The sequence below is a fragment of the Peribacillus sedimenti genome (assembly GCF_046237635.1).
GTDB classification, from domain to species: domain Bacteria; phylum Bacillota; class Bacilli; order Bacillales; family DSM-1321; genus Peribacillus; species Peribacillus sedimenti.
Genome location: NZ_CP143547.1, coordinates 3,375,179 through 3,393,828 on the forward strand (window position 1 = coordinate 3,375,179; position 18,650 = coordinate 3,393,828).

16 protein-coding genes and 1 riboswitch are annotated in these 18,650 nt (G+C 41.7%); of the genes, 5 read left to right on the forward strand and 11 right to left on the reverse strand.

What is annotated here, in order from left to right:
- Positions 1–292: 292 nt before the first annotated feature.
- Positions 293–1,129 carry a GNAT family N-acetyltransferase gene (locus tag V1500_RS16630; RefSeq protein WP_409300929.1) on the forward strand — a complete coding sequence of 279 codons (837 nt, stop codon included), beginning with the start codon at positions 293–295 and terminating at the stop codon, positions 1,127–1,129.
- A 339-nt stretch (positions 1,130–1,468) separates the two neighbouring features.
- Positions 1,469–1,627: a spore germination protein gene (locus V1500_RS16635; protein WP_409300931.1), complete on the forward strand. Its 159-nt coding sequence runs from the start codon at positions 1,469–1,471 to the stop codon at positions 1,625–1,627.
- Positions 1,628–1,808: 181 nt separating this feature from the next.
- On the opposite strand, the gene V1500_RS16640 is transcribed toward V1500_RS16635, so the two are convergent.
- From V1500_RS16640 to V1500_RS16650, 3 genes are read right to left on the reverse strand one after another with little or no spacing between them, the layout of a single operon-like run.
- Complete coding sequence (locus tag V1500_RS16640; RefSeq protein WP_409300932.1) at positions 1,809–3,683, reverse strand: fructose-specific PTS transporter subunit EIIC; 1,875 nt, start codon at positions 3,681–3,683, stop codon at positions 1,809–1,811.
- Positions 3,684–3,697: 14 nt separating this feature from the next.
- On the reverse strand, positions 3,698–4,609 hold the full coding sequence (pfkB, locus tag V1500_RS16645) for a 1-phosphofructokinase (RefSeq protein ID WP_409300934.1): 912 nt from the start codon (positions 4,607–4,609) through the stop codon (positions 3,698–3,700).
- On the reverse strand, positions 4,606–5,358 hold the full coding sequence (locus V1500_RS16650; RefSeq protein WP_409300936.1) for a DeoR/GlpR family DNA-binding transcription regulator: 753 nt from the start codon (positions 5,356–5,358) through the stop codon (positions 4,606–4,608). Before V1500_RS16650 ends, pfkB begins: the two co-directional genes overlap by 4 nt.
- Positions 5,359–5,636: 278 nt before the next feature.
- On the opposite strand from V1500_RS16650, the gene V1500_RS16655 reads away from it, so the two are divergent.
- Complete coding sequence (locus tag V1500_RS16655) at positions 5,637–6,032, forward strand: DUF2512 family protein (protein WP_409300938.1); 396 nt, start codon at positions 5,637–5,639, stop codon at positions 6,030–6,032.
- 65 nt (positions 6,033–6,097) lie between these two features.
- Here V1500_RS16655 and V1500_RS16660 read toward each other — a convergent pair whose 3' ends face one another.
- The 3 genes from V1500_RS16660 to V1500_RS16670 form a co-directional block, all read right to left on the reverse strand.
- Positions 6,098–6,295, reverse strand: a complete 198-nt coding sequence (locus tag V1500_RS16660) for a hypothetical protein (RefSeq protein ID WP_409300940.1) — start codon at positions 6,293–6,295, stop codon at positions 6,098–6,100.
- 551 nt (positions 6,296–6,846) lie between these two features.
- Entirely contained in the window at positions 6,847–8,262 is a 1,416-nt protein-coding gene (locus V1500_RS16665; protein ID WP_409300942.1) for a sensor histidine kinase, read from the reverse strand.
- On the reverse strand, positions 8,252–8,926 hold the full coding sequence (locus V1500_RS16670) for a response regulator transcription factor (RefSeq protein WP_409300944.1): 675 nt from the start codon (positions 8,924–8,926) through the stop codon (positions 8,252–8,254). The genes V1500_RS16665 and V1500_RS16670 overlap by 11 nt, the downstream gene beginning before the upstream one ends.
- A gap of 288 nt (positions 8,927–9,214) precedes the next feature.
- Positions 9,215–9,323, forward strand: a riboswitch (TPP riboswitch).
- Positions 9,324–9,397: 74 nt separating this feature from the next.
- Between V1500_RS16670 and V1500_RS16675 the strand changes: the two genes are divergently transcribed.
- Positions 9,398–10,159 carry a 3-oxoacyl-ACP reductase gene (locus V1500_RS16675; protein ID WP_409306018.1) on the forward strand — a complete coding sequence of 254 codons (762 nt, stop codon included), beginning with the start codon at positions 9,398–9,400 and terminating at the stop codon, positions 10,157–10,159.
- Between the two features lie 77 nt (positions 10,160–10,236).
- On the opposite strand, the gene V1500_RS16680 is transcribed toward V1500_RS16675, so the two are convergent.
- The 5 genes from V1500_RS16680 to V1500_RS16700 all read right to left on the reverse strand — a co-directional run bounded on the left by V1500_RS16680 (position 10,237) and on the right by V1500_RS16700 (position 15,003).
- Positions 10,237–11,415 (reverse strand): M20 family metallopeptidase, encoded by a 1,179-nt coding sequence (locus tag V1500_RS16680; protein ID WP_409300946.1) that lies wholly within the window; start codon positions 11,413–11,415, stop codon positions 10,237–10,239.
- A gap of 123 nt (positions 11,416–11,538) precedes the next feature.
- Positions 11,539–12,273, reverse strand: a complete 735-nt coding sequence (locus tag V1500_RS16685; RefSeq protein WP_409300948.1) for an amino acid ABC transporter ATP-binding protein — start codon at positions 12,271–12,273, stop codon at positions 11,539–11,541.
- Positions 12,266–12,925, reverse strand: coding sequence for an amino acid ABC transporter permease (locus V1500_RS16690; RefSeq protein ID WP_409300949.1), 660 nt, complete (start codon positions 12,923–12,925; stop codon positions 12,266–12,268). Before V1500_RS16690 ends, V1500_RS16685 begins: the two co-directional genes overlap by 8 nt.
- 23 nt (positions 12,926–12,948) lie before the next feature.
- Positions 12,949–13,713, reverse strand: a complete 765-nt coding sequence (locus tag V1500_RS16695) for a basic amino acid ABC transporter substrate-binding protein (RefSeq protein ID WP_409300951.1) — start codon at positions 13,711–13,713, stop codon at positions 12,949–12,951.
- Between the two features lie 438 nt (positions 13,714–14,151).
- Entirely contained in the window at positions 14,152–15,003 is an 852-nt protein-coding gene (locus V1500_RS16700; protein ID WP_409300953.1) for a TetR/AcrR family transcriptional regulator, read from the reverse strand.
- A 147-nt stretch (positions 15,004–15,150) separates the two neighbouring features.
- Here V1500_RS16700 and V1500_RS16705 point away from each other — a divergent pair, with 147 nt between their 5' ends.
- The gene (locus V1500_RS16705; protein ID WP_409300955.1) at positions 15,151–18,360 is read left to right on the forward strand and encodes an efflux RND transporter permease subunit; all 3,210 of its coding nucleotides are present in this window, start codon (positions 15,151–15,153) and stop codon (positions 18,358–18,360) included.
- The last annotated feature ends 290 nt before the right edge of the window (positions 18,361–18,650 follow it).

The following is an 18,650-nucleotide window of genomic DNA, read 5'->3' on the forward strand; positions in this document are numbered from 1 at the left end:
TTGCTGCCTGCTGTGGAATATTAAAACACAACGGATGCTCGTACATTTCTGCCCTGCAATCCTCAAGATGGGATATTTAATCTGCTTTGAAAATAAAAAAGACTATAAATAATAGAACTACCTGTATCTCGAAGACAAGCGGTGGACGGAGTTTTATAAAACTGTTTCAGCGAAAATTCTATATATAAAATCTATATCCTCATGAAAGGTGTGAATTCGTACGACAATGTTAAGCGCATTTCTGTTTATATTTTGATAATCACAAATATAAACAGAATGAGAGGTTATTAAATTGCTAATAGAATTAAACAACGATCAATATAGCCTAATTAAACCTTTGCTGGGGGAGCTTAAACATCATCCTGTTGTAAACGGGGTCATTGATGGAAACAATTTAGGAAGGGTTTTTGTAGATAATCTAAAAAAACCAGAGTCTGCGTTAGTTTGGGCAAAGAATGAAATGTTCTTCCTGATTGGCAATAGCAAAAATGAATTATTCCACTCATCTTTGAAGGAAACCATCATCAAGCGGATCAAACCAGAGGCCCTTGACATAGGAGATGATCATTTCAATCTGGAACTTCATAATACTGCAGACTGGGAAGCCGCAGTTATGGAGGTTTTTGACCACACCCTGCTTATCGGGGAAAGGGTCCCTTTCTCCTTTGACAAAGTAGCCTTCTCTGAATTTATGTCTTCCCGGAATATAGATTTACCTGAGGGCTATACTTGCGACGAAATTACACCTTCACTTATGGAAGAAGATCCAGGGCAATTCTTGAAAACGGAAATTCTAAAGTTTTGGGATTCTCCGAAAAACTTTTTTGAGCGCGGGATCGGATTCTATATAAGAAAAGGAAACCAGGTTATCGGGTCGTGTATTTCTGTTTTTGTAAGCTCCAACCATTATGAAATAGGTATAAATATATATAACACCGAACACCGAGGAAAAGGGCTAGCCACAATAATGGCAGCAGAATTTATAGATAAGTGCCTGGAGCGCGGCGGAATACCTCATTGGGGCACGGAAGATTTCCGAAAGGACTCCATTGCAATCGCAAGGAAAATCGGTTTTACACAGCTGCCAAATTATAAATTATTTCACCTTCCATTTGTAAGAATGAATTGAATATAACGAAAAAGAAACCACCTGCAAAGGTTAAGTAATTCATATAATGTGGAAAACATTCAAAGAAACCAAATAACAAATGAATAGCGGGCTTTTCACACACTGCATAGCAAGGAAGAAAACAAGAAAACCACAAAGAATAATAATAATTTCTTTGTGGTTTTTCCTTCTGCTTCTCACAAAAGTAAACATCTTTTTATTTGTTTTTCCAATATCGACACCTGGCCATTCAAAAAACTGAATGAAACATACCTTGTACTAAATGGAATAACTTTCAAACAGACGTTTATCCTTTAAAGATGTGAGCATTTTCAACAAAATTAAAAGGGGTATAGTTATATGCATTTTATCGGTCCTATTTCCATTGGAAGCATATCCGGTTCTGCTATCGTTCAATTTGGCAGTACAGCTTATATTTCTCCAAAAACATCCTCTAAAAGTAATACAGGTTCAGGTTCTTCAAATACAGGTGCTTTAATTTCCACTCATTCCCGCTAATCCATGAGCAGCAATTTTCTTTTTTTTTTGACTTAAAATACTTTTGAGTATGAGCTTCTGCATAAGAGATGTGCGTCCGATTCTAATTGATTGCAGGAACGGGTCCTTTACTGTTATAAAGCATAATTTTGTTTTGAAGGACAAAAAAAGAGGCCACCTAATAGGACCTCTAGAACTCATATTATTCTGCTTTCTTTTTCCAAACTCCTAGGATGACAGCTGTGACAACTGCTCCAATGAGGATGGAAAGCAGGTAAAGCAATTTATGGTTAACAAGGAAGATTACGAAAATCCCGCCGTGAGGCGCTGGTAAAGTAACATTGAACGCCATAGCCAGAGCACCTGCAGTTGCTGCTCCAATGACCGAGCTGACAATAACACGGAGTGGGTCAGCTGCTGCGAATGGAATTGCTCCCTCAGTGATAAAGGATGCACCCAGGAAATAGTTCGTAAATCCTGATTTTCTTTCCGGCTCGGAGAATTTATTTTTAAAGAATGTTGTAGCCAACGCAATACCAAGCGGTGGCACCATACCACCAGCCATTACTGCTGCATGCGGGCCAAGGCTTCCTGCTTCAATGGCTGCAATTCCAAAAGTGAACGCTGCTTTATTGATAGGTCCACCCATATCCACAGCCATCATTCCGCCAAGGATGATACCAAGAAGCACTGCGTTAGTACCCGACAATCCTTTAAGCCAGGATGTTAGGCCGCTATTAATGTAAGTTACAGGATCGTTAATTACATATAACATGATCAACCCTGTAATAAGGATGCCAAACACTGGATAGAGCAATACTGGCTTAATCCCCTCTAATTGCTGAGGAAGCTTATCAAACACCTTTTTCAGGAATACTACGACATAACCCGCAAGGAATCCGGCAATTAACCCGCCAAGGAAACCGGCCCCAGCCTGTGCCGCAAGTAAACCGCCAACCATACCGGGAGCAAAACCAGGACGGTCCGCAATACTCATTGCGATAAATCCGGCTAGTACAGGGACAAGGAAGAAAAATGCGCCGCTTCCGCCGCCGCCAATTGTCATAAGGGCCTCAGCGACCGGATGGTAACTTGGATCTTTCGGATCGAATGCCTTAATACCGAAGATGAAGGACATCGCGATTAAAATTCCGCCTCCGACTACGAATGGAAGCATATTGCTGACACCGTTCATTAAGTGCTTATACACACCGCCGCGTGAGCCTTCAGATTTGCTGCCTTCTTCTTTCTTTCCTCCCTGGTATATTGGTGCGTCCTTATCCAAAGCACGCTGAATCAGCTGTTCAGGCTTTCTGATACCCTGTGCTACCGGAACAATGATTACAGGCTTCCCGTTGAAACGTGACATTTCCACCTGTTTATCGGCTGCCACGATGATAGCCTCCGCTTCCGCTATTTCCTGTTCCGTCAATGCATTTTTAATCCCGGTAGAACCGTTTGTTTCCACCTTTATATCTACGCCCATTTCCTTGGCTTTCGCTTTTAAAGCATCAGCCGCCATGTAAGTATGAGCGATACCAGTCGGGCAAGCCGTTACTGCCAGAACCTTTTTAGCAGAACGATCATCGCTGCTTACTTCCGCCTCGTCTTCTGACGCCACTTCTTGTTCCTTTGCATCAATCAAGGAAATAACTTCTTCTTTAGTGGAAGCCGTCAATAGGTCCTTACGAAATTTTTCATCCATCAATAAAGTGGATAACCGTGAAAGAGTTTCCAAATGAGCATTGTTCGCGCCCTCACTTGCAGCAATCATGAAAAACAGGCTGGCAGGCTGTCCATCCAAAGATTCATAGTCAATTCCGCTGGTTGAACGTCCAAATGCGATTGCAGGAATTTTAACTGCTGCTGTTTTGGCGTGCGGGATGGCAATCCCTTCACCAATTCCGGTTGTACTCTGCTCTTCCCGCTTTAAAATAGCTGCCTTGTAGCCTTCCTTATCATTAAGCCTTCCAGCTTCATACAGCTTGTCCACTAGCTCGTTAATCACGGTTTCTTTTGTTGATGAGGTCAAATCGAGAATAACTGTATCAGATCTTAGCAAATCTGTAATTTTCAATATTTTCTCCCCCTTTATATCTCTGTTGTCTGTATTTGCGAGTATACTTTTTCAATATCTTCTTTTTGGCATAGGTCTGTAGAAAATGCTGTTGCACTGCCAGCTGCAATTCCGTATTTAAATGACTTCAGAAGATTTCCTGTTTTGGAATACATGCCGGTAAATCCTGCTACGAGGGAGTCCCCTGCACCTACCGTGTTTACAGCTTTTCCCTTAGGCACATTGGACATATAGGTCTTTCCATCTGCACAAAGAACCGCTCCATCACCGCCCATAGATACGATGACATGCTGAGCACCCTTTTCCAGTAACTTACCGGCATATTTTGCCGCCTCTGCTGCCGAATTTATTTGCGTGTCAAAAATCTCACCAAGCTCGTGGTGATTTGGCTTAATGAGGAAGGGACGATGCTTCAGTACATCAAGAAGAGCAGGACCGCTCGTGTCTACTACTACCTTTACTCCCCTCTCACTGCATGTTTTTGTCACTGTTTCATAAAAATCGTCAGGTATGGCAGCAGGAACACTTCCAGCTAGTACAAGAGTATTACCAGTCTCAAGCTTTCCCAGCTTTTTTATTAATCCCTGATAATCCTCTTTGTTAATATCAGGACCAAGCCCATTTATTTCTGTTTCATCGCCTGTTTTCAATTTTATATTGATCCGGGTATCACCAGCTACCTCAATAAAATCCGTATGGACACTTTCTTTATTGAGAAAGTTCTTGACAAAAGAACCAGTAAAGCCGCCAACAAACCCCAGTGCTATGTTTTCAATGCCTATACGGTTTAACACCCTGGATACATTTATGCCTTTTCCGCCCGGGAATTTAGCTTCACGGTTAGTACGATTTAGATGGCCTGGTTGAAAATTGTCTACTTCCACAATGTAGTCAATGGAAGGATTAAGGGTAACCGTGTAAATCATGCTGTCACTACCTTTGCTTTTGTGTTTTTAATAATTAATTCCAGCCCTGAATCATCATTATCATCTGTAATCATAACGGCCTCGTCTATCTCTGCAACCTTGGCGAAAGTAGCTTCATTAAGTTTCGTGCTGTCCACCAGGACAAATGCCTCGGTCGACAGCTTCAGTGCTGTTTTCTTCAGCAGCGCCTCGTCCGGATCAGGTGTAGTGTAACCCAGCTGGAAATGTACTCCGTTCATTCCAAGGAAACATTTGTCAAACCGGTATTGCTGGATGAAATCAATTGCGGCACTGCCAATGATGGCATCCGTGGAAGCTTTAATCTGTCCGCCCACTATCATCGTTTTTATTCCCATCTCAGCCAATAACGGTATATGTGTAATTCCATTGGTCAGAACAGTAACATCCTTGCCTTTTAAGTATGTGATCATTTCCATGACAGTTGAACCTGCATCAAGATAAATGCAATCGCCTTTTTGGATAAAAGAAGCTGCGGCCTCGGCGACTCTCCGTTTTTCATCCAGATGTTTATTCGTCTTTTCCCTGACAGAAAGCTCAAATCCTTTCTTCTGCAACAGAGCAGCTCCTCCATGTACCCGTTTTAGGAGCTTCATATTTTCTAACTGAACCAAATCCCGTCTTATTGTTGATTCAGAAGCGTCTAATTCATCGAGTAAGTCTTGGAGTTTAACAGTTCCATTTTCCTTTAGCATCGAAATAATTACTTGGTGTCTTTCCGTAGTTAACAAAAAGGTTCACCTCCAATTTCTTAATTCCATAATATATAAACCGCTTTCAAAAATCAATCATTTTCTCTCAAAACCAATCAAAAAGTTTCACTTTTTCAAGAAAAACGTTCACAAACGTTCACTATATCCTCCCATTGTATTGTAAAGCATGCACAAAAATCCTTCTATGTCAGGCTTTAAACGAAACTTTACATTTGATGCTAGGCAGCTTGATTGAAGATTAATGAACGCCTTTTGGGGGTATATAAACATAACATCTTGGGAAAGGAGCGAAGTAGATGAACCATGTTAAGGCACTCATTATCAAATTCATCATGATTGCTGCGGTACTAGGCATCGTCCTCACCGGTATATTTGGCGTTGATTTCAGTGACAGCATTTTCATAAGCGTTATCTTGACTATTGTGGCGTATCCTTTTGGTGACTTGCTTATTTTTCACCGTACTTTTGACCATTCGGACTTGGCAAAAAGGAACATTACCGCAACGTTAGCCGATATAGCCCTGGTATTTGTGTTAATTTGGATGCTTGAAGAGGCAGTACAATCAGTTGGAGATAATCTCATTCTCGGGGCTTTCTTATCAGCCATTGTAATTGGTGTTGGGGAGTGGTTCTTTCATAAATTCCTAGAAAACCATATTCTTCACGAAGACCGTATTAAAGACAGAACGTAGAATTTATATGCAACATAGATAAACGAAAAAAACCATCTCCTGTCGAGATGGTTTTTCCGTAGCAATCAACAGGCTGTGATCTTTATTATCATAACCTTTGAAGTGCCTTTTCTGTTTCTTGAAGGGATCAGCTTCTGATATGCAAGATTCAAACTCTCTAAAGCATCCTCGATAAAGAACTGCAAATCACAATCCTGGATAGGGATTTCAACCTCGCCGAGTTCCTTTAAAGCCTTAAGTTTATCCTCATAATATGTAAGCATGAACGCATCCCTTACGAGATATCTTCAACTTCATGTATTAAATTACGACACATAACATAAAAACCCTTTCATAATTTGTAAAATAATAGAATTTTTTCGTAGAATTCCATATATTAGTCAACATAAATACCAACGGAGTTTTTTTAAAAAAGTTTTGAAAAATGGTGGCTTCATATAGAAGAGTAAATATTTTGGGGGACCTAGAAAAAAATCTAATTCACATATCTATATTACCTTCTTCTCATCAACTCTCCCAGGTATCGGCTATAATTATTTTGGAGCATTTCATCAAGGCGTGGGGGTAGAAATAAGAATATGGACGGCATTTTTGGAGTTTGAGGAATACATGCCAGAAATATTATTTGAGTATTTTATATGCTTTAATCAAGACAGATCGTCAGCGATGATTAATGCCAGGGAAAGAATGTTTAAATAACTAAAGAGCAGGGAAAGACCTGCCCTTCGCGTGTGGATTGTTATGTTCTTATTATTGGAAAAGACAGGCGATCCCTTCGAGAAGAGTACCCGTTGTTATGTTCTCCTATCATAACTTATAAAGAGAATGGGATTCGGACCGTAAAGGTACTACCCTGTCCGATTTGACTGTCAACCCTGATCATTCCGTTATGAATATCCACTATCCATTTTGCAATGGAAAGCCCAAGCCCATGGCTGCCCATTTGACGTGACCTTGCCTTGTCCGCCCTGTAAAAACGGGTAAAGATTCGGTCATAATCTTCTGGTTTGATACCGATCCCGCTATCTGAAACCTTAATGACCAATTCATTGGCGTCCACGGATATGGCCAGGCTGACGCGGCCCCTTTCAGGAGTATATTTAATTGCATTGTCCAATAAAATGTATAAAAGCTGTGATAGCTTTTCGGGATCTCCTACTGTGATTAAAGAATCTGGAGCGAGAAAATCCAGTTGGATCTTTTTCGCAGCTGCCAGCGATTCTACAGAATATACGGCTTTTTCTGCAGGAGGACGGAAATCGAACGTTACGTTTTCACGTTCAATATTCTTGGAATCCGAGCGTGCCAGCGTCAATAAATCCCCAACCAGCCTTGTCATCCGTTTCACTTCATCCTTCATGCCAGCCATAAGCTTACGGGAAAAATCATCTTCCTGTGTTTCCACCGTCATTTCCATTGCATCGATGGAAGAAAGCATGACACTAAGCGGGGTCCGTAATTCATGGGAAGCATCAGCGACAAATTCCCTCTGGCGGTCAAATGCCCTGGATATTGGCTCCATCGCCTTCTTTGACATGACATAGCTAAGGAATAATGCCACACCTGAAAAAAGGACGACAATGGAAACAAGAATAATCAACAGCCACTTAAATAACTGATAGGCAAATGAAATATCCTTCCCCACATATATGGTTCCGACGAATTGGCCTTTATAATAAATCGGCTGTCCTGCCAGCATTAGACGAAAATCTTTCTGGCGATTGGATTGAATTCTTTCTTCGTGCTGCATGTCCCTGCCGTTTGGGCGGCTATGGGAAAAATGTGCGTCCAGTCGAACCTGTCGGATGTCGTCATGGCCTTCAGGATTCCAGCCTTCCAAAAGTCTCAATACATCCTGCTGTAATTCAGGGAATTCTTCATCCCCCATTACCAACTCTCCATCAGGATTGACCACATAATAGAAGAATTGGTCGACCCCCAATAATACGACTTCCTGATTACCTCTATTCCGCAATCCCCTGGGAGAGTTTTCATCGATAAATTCTTGGATAATATTCGCTTCCTGACCTGCCAATGACTTTATTTCCCGTTCCTGATCCTTCAAAATAATGAAATATAATAGAAAAAATACAATAAAAACAAATAGGACGAGAAACAACATAAGAAGTCCGCTGTATGAAAAGGTCAAGCGCCTCTGTGTATCGCTAAAAACGTCCTCTTTTCCCCGTTTGCGCAATTCGTGGAAAAAAGAACGGAAGTCAATTTTCAATTTTATACCCTACCCCTCGTATACTATGAAGCATGTCATATTTCCCCACACTATCCAGTTTTTTTCGAAGCAGTTTCACATGTGCATCTATGGTTTTCATCGATACATCGGAATCATATCCCCAAATCCGATCCATGATGACTTCTCTGGTAAGTACCTGACCTTTATTCTGGACAAGTAAATCCAATAGCTGAAATTCACGGGGGCTAAGCTGGACTGCTTGTTGTGCCCGCCTTAAAACCTGGCTTGACCTGTTTAAAACAATGTCATGAAATTGAGTTTCCTCCTCCAGAATCGGGGCATAATTCCTGCGGGAAAGTGCCCTCAGACGAGCAAGCAATTCATCTATTTCAAAGGGTTTTACTAAATAATCATCCGCCCCTGAATCCAGCCCCGCAATCCGGTCTTCCACAGCATCCTTTGCCGTCAGCATGAGAATAGCACCAGCATATCCCTCTTTCCTTAGCCGCCGGCAAACATCAATTCCATCTCCGTTTGGCATCATCCAGTCAAGGATCAATACATCGTGGTAGCTGGAGACAGCGTAATAATAAGCATCTTCCCCCTCCTTTACCCATTCAGCGTTTATACCTGCTTTTTTCTTCAGCATATAAACGATCAATTCGCCAAGTTTTACATCATCCTCTGCCAAAAGAACATTCATTGGGATAACTCCTTTTCACTATATTTCATTAAAATCCAAAAGCATTTGTATTGCTAGTATTGCTAGTATAGCGTAAAGCTAAGAACAGAATAAAATTAAAGGCGATTGGACCATTCAAAAATAGTCGTGTCAAAAGAAAGACTAATCTTGATAAATTGATTCTAGTAAAGAAAAATGAAAAATAGGTGAAAATCAACTAAATCAATGTGCTCTATTATTTTATTGAGTATAATAGTTCATTTTGTTTTACTTCTATGCAGAGTGTGCTTATGATGAAATAAAGTACATATAAACTACTAGGGGTGCCTAAGTATAGGCTGAGAGAAAAACTGCTGTTTTTTAACCCTTTGGACCTGATCTGGATCATGCCAGCGTAGGAAAGTAGGCTTCTTAAAACAAAGACTAATCTTTGCTGATAAGCCAGGTCCTTTTTGGGATCTGGCTTTTTTGCATTCTGGAGGAGAATAAATGATGAAATTAAGCGAACAAATCGTGTTGGTAACTGGAGGAAGCCGAGGTTTGGGGGCTGAGACTGTAAAAGCGTTTGCCAGGGAAGGTGCAAGAGTCGTAATTAACTATTTTGAAAGCTTTGACAAGGCTGCGGCTCTTCAGCAATCATTAGGAGAAAATGCGATAGCCATAAAGGCTGATATTCGAAATCCTGAAGAGGTGCAGCATATGTTCGAGGAGGCTAAGCGGTTCTTTGGAAACCCCGTTACAACCATTGTCAATAATGCACTTGTCAATTTCCGTTTCGATCCAATCGCTCGGAAAGATGCATCCGCCATTGCCTGGGATGATTACCATTCCCAACTGGAGAGCGCAGTTCGAGGTTCTTTACATACCATTCAGGCTGGACTTGAAGACATGAAGGAAATGGGGTTCGGACGAGTGGTCAATATCGGTACTAACCTGTTCCAAAACCCTGTCGTTCCATATCATGACTACAATACCAGCAAGGCTGCACTCCTAGGCTTTACCCGAAATATGGCCAACGAATTGGGGCAATTTGGCATTACTGTCAATATGGTCTCCGGAGGATTGTTAAAAGCGACTGATGCTAGCAGCGCAACCTCTGCTGAAGTATTCCAGCTCATTGAATCTTCGACGCCTCTCAGGAAGGTAACCGAACCAGCAGAGGTCGCCGATACCATAGTCTTCTTTGCATCTGAGTGGGCAAGGGCCGTCACTGGACAAAATCTGGTCGTGGATGGCGGGCTGGTAATGGATTAACATTACGTCATCCTATTTCCACACTTAAATCGGTAAAAAAAAAGACCCTCTCAATATTCCGAGGGTCTTTCCTTTCCCTATACACTGAATGTTTTTTGGCGCTTGAACTCATCCTTTATTTGCGCTAATAGCCCAGGATTTGTCAACACCTCATACCCTGTTAACGCCATTGCCTTCGCTCCCAAAATCATCGCTTCTCTTCCCTGCTCGCTCATGGATGCGTCACGGAATTCGTACGTATGGCATGCGTAAGCTTCGTTCGTAATCTTAACATATGGGTGGATGGCTGGGACTACCTGGCTGACATTGCCCATATCCAGTGAGCCAGATCCATCCCTTTGTGTCTGGATTTCGTTTTCATCCACGCCCAGAGCAATTAATTCCTTTGTGAAAGCATCAGATAGGGCTGCATTTGTGACCATATCATCATAAGAAAATTCATAAAACGATGATTTCATGGTCGCACCTGTTTGTAAGGCTGCCCCCTCAGCACAGCACTTAACTTTTCCAACCAGTTCATTCACATATTCCCTTTTAGCTGCCCGCACATAAAATTGAGCTACTGCATAGTCAGGCACAACATTCGCTGCCTTGCCTCCCTCCGTTATAATGCCGTGTATCCTTGCATCAGAAGTAATATGCTGCCTCAAAGCATTTATGCTGTTAAATGTCTGAAGCACCGCATCCAAGGCATTAATGCCAAGATGCGGACTTGCTGCAGCATGTGACGCCTTGCCGAAGAACTCAAATTGGATTGCATCCATCGCCAAAGATGTACCACTTTTCATGTAACTGTCCAAAGGATGGACCATTAAAACAACATCCACGTCGTTAAATATTCCTTCCTCAGCCATAGTAACTTTTCCGCCTTTTGTTTCTTCCGCCGGTGTACCAAAAACGATTACCTTTCCGCCTGTTTCTGAGATTACTTTGCTCAGGCCGATCCCTGCAGCAATTCCCATAGTACCAATAAGATTATGTCCGCATGCATGGCCAACCTCTGGCAGTGCATCATATTCCGCCATGAAACCGATCGTTGGCCCTTCTTTGCCGCTGTCATATGTTGCGGTAAAAGCTGTCTGCAGGCCGCAAGTACCCATTTCAACGGAAAAACCATGCTTTTTCAATGTTTCCGCAAGAATGGCAGAAGCCTTAAACTCTTCATGTCCAAGTTCGGGATTTTCTCCTATATAAATACTAATGTCATAGAATTCCTGGCGATGGTTTTCGATTCCATCAATAATGCTTTGCTTCATGATATCATTCCTTTTGGTTATTTTTTCTATCTACTCTTATAAAACCAAAAAAAGAGCTGCCATACAAGACAACTCTTTGGCTGATTCTTCCAAACTACTCATAATCCTACGGTCCCTTATCACCTACAGCACCTTTGCAAGGAAATCCCGTGCACGCTTGCTTTGTGCTGCTGTAAAAAATTGATCGGGAGAAACATCTTCTACAATCATCCCTTCATCTAAAAACAACACCCGATCCGCTACTTCCCTGGCAAACCCCATCTCATGGGTAACAATTGCCATTGTCATACCTGTCTTGGCCAATGATTTCATGACCTCCAGAACTTCCTTCACCATCTCCGGATCCAGTGCCGAGGTAGGCTCGTCAAACAGCATGACATCCGGTGACATCGCCAGTGCACGGGCAATAGCAACCCGCTGCTTTTGGCCGCCTGATAAACGGTTTGGATATTGCTCGGCCTTTTCTTCCAATCCTACCGTTTTTAATAGTCGAAGAGCCGTTTCTACCGCTTCCTGCTTTGATATCCCTTTAACCGTCATCGGTGCATATGTTACATTTTCCAGCACTGTTTTATGAGGAAAGAGATGAAAATGCTGAAACACCATTCCCACATTCTGCCGGACCTTTAATATATCGGTACCCTTGTCGGTTATCTCCTGTCCGCCAATGATCACCTTTCCGCTTGTGGGTTTTTCCAATAAGTTAAGGCAGCGCAAAAAGGTAGATTTCCCCGAGCCTGAAGGGCCAATAATAGCAACGACTTCCCCTTTATTGATTGTCGTTGATATCCCGTTCAGGACATTAAGGCTGCCAAAAGTTTTGTTTAGATTATCTACCTTAATAAAAGCATTACTCACTTACACGCAGCCTCCTTTCCACCCTGCGGCCAAGGATCGTCAAGGCCATGACCATTACATAATAAATCAATCCTGCTAGAATCAGCGGCTCAAATGCAGTATACGTATTTGCGCTTACCACCTGCGCACGGCGCATAATGTCAAGGAATCCAATAGTGGATACAAGAGCCGATTCTTTCGTTAAGGTTATTAATTCATTTAAAAGGGCTGGCAATATATTCTTTAAAGCCTGAGGGAAAATAATATCCTTCATCATCGGTTTGTATGGTATGGCCAAAGCCTCTGCTGCTTCTCTTTGCCCTCTGTCGACCGCCTGGATGCCCGCCCGGATTATTTCGGATATATACGCGCCCGAATTCAGACCAAATGCCAGAATTCCAGCCAGGAAAGCAGGTATATCGTATCCAGTTAGCTGCGGTGTCGCAAAATAGATAAGCATCAATTGCAGTAATAGCGGAGTACCTCTGAATATCGAAGTATACGCTTCTGCAAACCAGTTTAATACCTTAACATGACTGATCTTAAATAAGGAAAGGATCGTACCGATAATCAATCCCAAAAACGCTGATACAATTACAAATAATAACGTTACCCATATTCCATTTAATATAAAAGGAATAGAAGGCACGATTCGGGTAAAATCCAAATTCATGCCTTACACCTCATTTCTTGATGTTATTCTTGTTCAAGCCATTTCTTTTGCAGTTTTTCAAGTTCTCCGTTTTCCTGCATCTCTTTAATTACCTTGTTGAAATCTTCGATTAACTTGCTGTTCTTGCCTTTTGGAAACGCAATCGCCATTCCGGGTGTTCCTTCACTTTCATCATCAAAACCAGCTAAGTCCGCTTCCTTGATGTAGCCCTGTGCAACTGTTTTATCTAGGTATACCGCATCAATACGTCCTGCTTTTAATTCCTGCACCAACTCCGGTACTTTATTCAATGTTTTCACTTTAAGTTCGATTGTTTTCGCCAGTTTTTTTGCACCTTCTTCTTGAATCGTGCCAAGCTGGGTTCCTAGTTTTGTACCATCTAAATCTTCCATGCTTTTAACCTTGGAATCTTTTAAAGTCACAAACATCTCCCCAGAATGATGATATTCTGTTGAAAAGTCGACGCTTTCCTTACGTTTGTCTGTAGCTGACATTCCTGATGCCACGAAATCTACTGTACCCGATTGCAAAGCCCCAATTAAACCGTCAAAATTCATATCTTTAATTTCTAATTCATAGCCAAGTTCTTTTGTTATATATTTAGCTAAGTCGATATCAAAGCCCTTGATTTCTCCATTATTGTCCCGAGTCTCAAATGGCGGGAAATCTGCTGAAGTACCCATTACAAGCGTCTTTTTTTCCTCTCCGCCACTCTTGCTCTGACCGCATGCCGCCAATAATCCTACGATGATAACTGCTATTAAAATACTAAAAATGTTTTTCTTCACTTTTGATCCTCCCTGATAAAATGCATTTTTATAATCTTTTATTTATATTTATTCAATGAAATGTATTGTAACATAGACAATCAAATATGCAAATATCTTTTTTTAAAATAATATGAATTTTATTTCAACCGGCCGTCATTCCTTAACAAATCTAGAGACCTCTTATGACCTAAGCTTATTTTTTCACATCTCCAATTAGTTTTTATACAGCGATTTACATAAATACTATATTATCCTTTCACTCTGCTCTTGGCCTAACTCTGCATTAATTCATACAATGCAGCTTGTGAACTCATGGATCCTACAGAAAAAAGCATGTCCACCACATTGGTAAACATGCTTTAATAGTAATTCAATCCCAAACCCGTTTTAGCTATTCTATAACCAAAAGCGGAAGTTCGTTTCCATACATATCATCACTGACCACCCAGTCAAATGCTAGTGCAGATGAAAGTAATCATGAATTTGTTGTTGAAGCTCAATCAATTTCTTCTCTCTCTTAAGATTGGCCAGCATGCCTTCAATCACTGGCACTCGAGGCTCTTTCCTGCTTATTTCCTCCTCCAGGACTTCAAGGGTAATCACAATGTCTTTTAGATTACCGTGTGTTTCTATTGCTTCTTTTATGGATAGAATCAAGTCCTTTTTTTCAAGCCTGGCAGAATGAAAGGGGATTTCCATATCCATCAATGTCTGTTCCGATAAAAGTGCTTTTTCGTTTGAAGCTAAAAGCCCTTCCGCGATGTTGTCCGCCCTGTTTAAGATATATCTCCCTAACTCCTTCAAATCGATTTGAATTTTATCAAATATCAGAAGCTCCAAATAAGGATGCATCAGACCCTGTACCAGCATGGTAAGGTCCCAAATATAAGGCTTCATTCTCTCCCCGTATATTGATGACAGGCTCTCTTTATGGGACTGGATGATTTCATTCCTCATTTTGTTCAGCACTTTCCCTATTTCCTCGTTAAAGACCCGCTCCATTGCCTGCATGATCAGAAATTCTCTTTGGTCCAGAATGAACTTATATTGCGCAGCCGTCTGCTTTACGAACAGCTCCCTGGGTGTAAGGTCTTGAACCTTCAGCTCCTCAAATTCCGTGCGAAACACATCATAATAATGCTGAAAAATCGCGAGAAGCAGCGCCTCCTTGGATTTGTAATAGATATAAAAAGCACCCTTTGATATTCCGGCTTCTTTTACGATTTCCTGAACTGAGGTAGCATCGTAGCCTTTTTTGCCAAACAGTCTGATGGCTGCTTCCATTATTACCTTTTTCTTTTCCTTCAATATTTTCACCACCAATCAAAATCCTGCATGTAATTGTTAATTGTATGTGAACTTTTATCATTTGTATTGACTATGACTAAACGGTCAGTTATATTATTATTCATTATGACCAGTTGGTCAATAAATAAAAAATCTTGGGGGAGAAATATGAATAAAATCATCAACTTTACGTTGAAAAACAAGCTCGCTGTCTGGCTTATCACAATCATCGTGGTAGTGTCCGGTTTATATTCGGGTCTAAGAATGAAGCTTGAAAGCATACCTGATATTAGCATACCGGTCATGAGCATCACAACCGTCTATCCGGGCGCCACACCAGATGAAGTAAACGAAAAAATATCAAAGCCTATTGAACAGGCCGTATCCAATTTAAATCTTGTAAAAGTAGTCAGTTCTACTTCATATCAAAATGCCTCTTCCGTACAGATTGAATATGAGTATGAAAAGGACATGAATGAGGCAAAGAACGAAGTGGAAGAAGCATTATCCGGCCTTAAATTCCCGGAGGGCGTCCAGAAGTCTGACATTCAAAAAATTAATTTCAATGCTTTCCCCATCTTATCATTAAGTGTTTCCAATGATAAAGCATCATTGGCATCATTAACAAAAAATGTGGAAGATGAAATTGCCCCTGCGCTGGAGGGAATTGATGGAGTCTCCAATATCCAGATTTCTGGACAGCAAGTACAAGAAGTACAATTAGTATTCAATGATGACAAAATGAAAGAGCTAGGATTAACTGAAGACACAGTGAAGGGCATTATCCAAGGCTCTGATGTAACAGTGCCACTTGGCCTTTATACATTCAAAGACACAGAAAAATCAGTCCGTATCGATGGAAACATTGCAACAATCGACGACCTTAAAAATATAGAGATTCCGGCTGCTCCACAAGCTGGCGGTGCAGCTTCCCAAGCACCAGCTTCCGGGGCAAACCAGCCACAAGCTGCAAATTCTGGGTCGCCTGCTGCCGGCCAACCGGCACAGGTACCTGGAAGCACTCAAGGCCAAGTACCTTCAGCTGCCCCTTCCCAGGGTACAGCCCCTGCAAGTATGCAAATACCAACGGTGAAATTGAGTAACATAGCAAGCATTAAAGAGATTGGCGTGACTGAATCAGTTTCAAGAACGAATGGAAAAGAATCCATCGGTATTTCAGTCGTAAAATCAACTGATGCAAACACCGTGGAGGTAGCGGAAAAGGTAAACGATGCAGTAAAAGAATTTGAAGACGATATAGACGGGATTGAAATAGTTACAACTTTTGACCAGGCAACTCCAATTAAAGAATCCGTCAGCACAATGCTGAATAAAGCCCTGTTTGGTGCAGGATTTGCCATGATCATTATCCTTCTGTTCTTAAGGGATATTAAGTCAACATTGATTTCTGTCATATCAATCCCGCTGTCATTGTTGATTGCCATCCTGGTACTGAATCAGATGGATATCACGCTTAATATGATGACCCTGGGAGCAATGACGGTCGCGATTGGCCGCGTAATTGATGATTCCATCGTGGTCATCGAGAATATTTACCGTCGCATGTCATTGAAAAATGAAACACTGAAGGGTCGGGATTTAATACGCGAAGCGACCAAGGAAATGTTCATCCCTATTCTGTCATCTACAGTGGTGACAATAGCTGTATTCTTGCCTCTTGGACTTGTGGGAGGAATGGTCGGCGAGTTATTCATGCCGTTCGCACTCACTATCGTATTTTCATTGGCTGCTTCATTGCTTGTAGCTATTACTTTGGTTCCCATGCTGGCCCATTCAATGTTTAAAAATGGGTTACATGCTAAAAACCACGAAAAAGGCCCTGGAAGGCTGGCCTTGGCATACAAGCGTATCCTGAACGCGGCGCTTAACCACAAATGGATTACATCAGGAATTGCTATTCTAATGCTTGTCGGGAGCCTTGCGCTTATTCCGGTGATCGGTGTAAGCTTCCTTCCAGAAGAAGAACAAAAGATGATGATTGCTACATTTAAACCCGAACCGGGTGTTACTGAGGAGCAGGCTGAGGATATTATCACAAAAGCAGAGAAGTTATACATGGACCGCGACAATGTTAAAACGGTTCAGCTCTCTCTAGGTGCGGAAAATCCAATGACACCTGGTGATACGAACAGCGCAATGTTTTTTGTCGAGTATGACAGTGATACAAAGGACTTTGATAAAGAGAAAGAAAATGTCATTAAAGAACTTCAATCTTTCACTGACATTGGTGAATGGAAATCGCAGGACTTTAGCCAGAGCGGCGCCAGCAACCAGATTGAGATGCAGGTATTTGGGAAAGAAATGAAAGATATCAAACCTGTAGTGGAAGATTTGGAAAAGATATTAAAAGATAATAAAGATCTTACGAAGGTTGATTCAAGTATTTCAGAAAGCTATGATGAATACACATTCACGGCTGACCAGAAAAAATTGAGCGAGCTTGGCTTGACTGCTGGCCAGATTGCCATGGCACTCGCACCTGAAAGAGAAAGGCCAGTTTTAACGACAGTGGAAAAAGACGGAGAAGATTTAAATGTCTATGTACAGGCTGAAAAAGACACTATTAATTCTGTAGACGATTTAACAAAGAAAACAATTCAATCACCGCTTGGGACATCTGTTCAGATAAAGGATGTTGTGAAAGTAGAGGAAGGACAAACTTCCGATACTATAACAAGACGGGATGGACAAATCTTTGTCTCTGTAACCGGAGAGCTTAAGACAGATGATGTAGCAAAAGTATCAGCTGACATTCAGAAGGAAGTGGATGACTTAGATACGCCATCCGGTGTCGAGGTCAACATGGGTGGTGTAACTGAGGATATACAAGAGTCATTTACACAATTAGGACTTGCAATGCTTGCGGCAATTGCCATTGTATACTTGGTATTGGTAATTACATTTGGCGGAGGACTGGCACCATTTGCAATCTTGTTCTCTCTTCCGTTTACGATCATCGGAGCTTTATTGGGTCTGTTGATTGCAGGAGAGACACTCAGCTTGTCAGCCATGATCGGGGCACTTATGCTGATTGGTATCGTAGTAACGAATGCCATTGTGTTAATTGACCGGGTTATCCATAAGGAAAACGAAGGCATGAGTACAAGAGAAGCATTGCTTGATGCGGGTGTCACTCGTCTTCGTCCAATACTAATGACAGCAATTGCAACCATTGGTGCATTAATTCCGCTGGCTCTTGGACTTGAAGGAAGCGGAATTATCTCCAAAGGACTCGGGGTTACGGTTATCGGTGGATTAACAAGCTCCACCCTTCTTACGTTGGTCATTGTACCAATTGTGTATGAAGCAGTTGGAAAACTAAGAAGAAAAAATAAAAGGCAGGCAAATGAAGCATAATGCAGAAACCGAATGGAATATGGATTCCATTCGGTTTTTTTTTGCCCGTTAAGCGATTTAAAATTAAGGCTGTGTTACGGTCAATGTTGATTTTTGTAAACAAGTTGATGGAGCTCCAGGCGCGATGGACTCCTGCGGGAATATGGGACAGAGGAGACCCCGCAGGCGCTTTCAGCACTGAGGAGCCTCCCCGTATCGCCCGCAAAAAGCGAGCGCCTGGAGCTGAAATCAGCAACAAAGTCTAACACAGCTAAAATACCATGGATAAAGCAGTCGTGCCCTTAATTTAT

Excerpts from the sequence above, each read along its gene's own strand:
- V1500_RS16635 (WP_409300931.1), top strand. The coding sequence starts at position 1,469 with ATGCATTTTATCGGTCCTATTTCCATTGGAAGCATATCCGGTTCTGCT.
- pfkB (WP_409300934.1), bottom strand. The coding sequence starts at position 4,609 with ATGATTTACACGGTTACCCTTAATCCTTCCATTGACTACATTGTGGAA.
- V1500_RS16655 (WP_409300938.1), top strand. The coding sequence starts at position 5,637 with ATGAACCATGTTAAGGCACTCATTATCAAATTCATCATGATTGCTGCG.
- V1500_RS16660 (WP_409300940.1), bottom strand. The coding sequence starts at position 6,295 with ATGCTTACATATTATGAGGATAAACTTAAGGCTTTAAAGGAACTCGGC.
- V1500_RS16670 (WP_409300944.1), bottom strand. The coding sequence starts at position 8,926 with ATGAATGTTCTTTTGGCAGAGGATGATGTAAAACTTGGCGAATTGATC.
- V1500_RS16675 (WP_409306018.1), top strand. The coding sequence starts at position 9,398 with ATGAAATTAAGCGAACAAATCGTGTTGGTAACTGGAGGAAGCCGAGGT.
- V1500_RS16680 (WP_409300946.1), bottom strand. The coding sequence starts at position 11,415 with ATGAAGCAAAGCATTATTGATGGAATCGAAAACCATCGCCAGGAATTC.
- V1500_RS16690 (WP_409300949.1), bottom strand. The coding sequence starts at position 12,925 with ATGAATTTGGATTTTACCCGAATCGTGCCTTCTATTCCTTTTATATTA.
- V1500_RS16705 (WP_409300955.1), top strand. The coding sequence starts at position 15,151 with ATGAATAAAATCATCAACTTTACGTTGAAAAACAAGCTCGCTGTCTGG.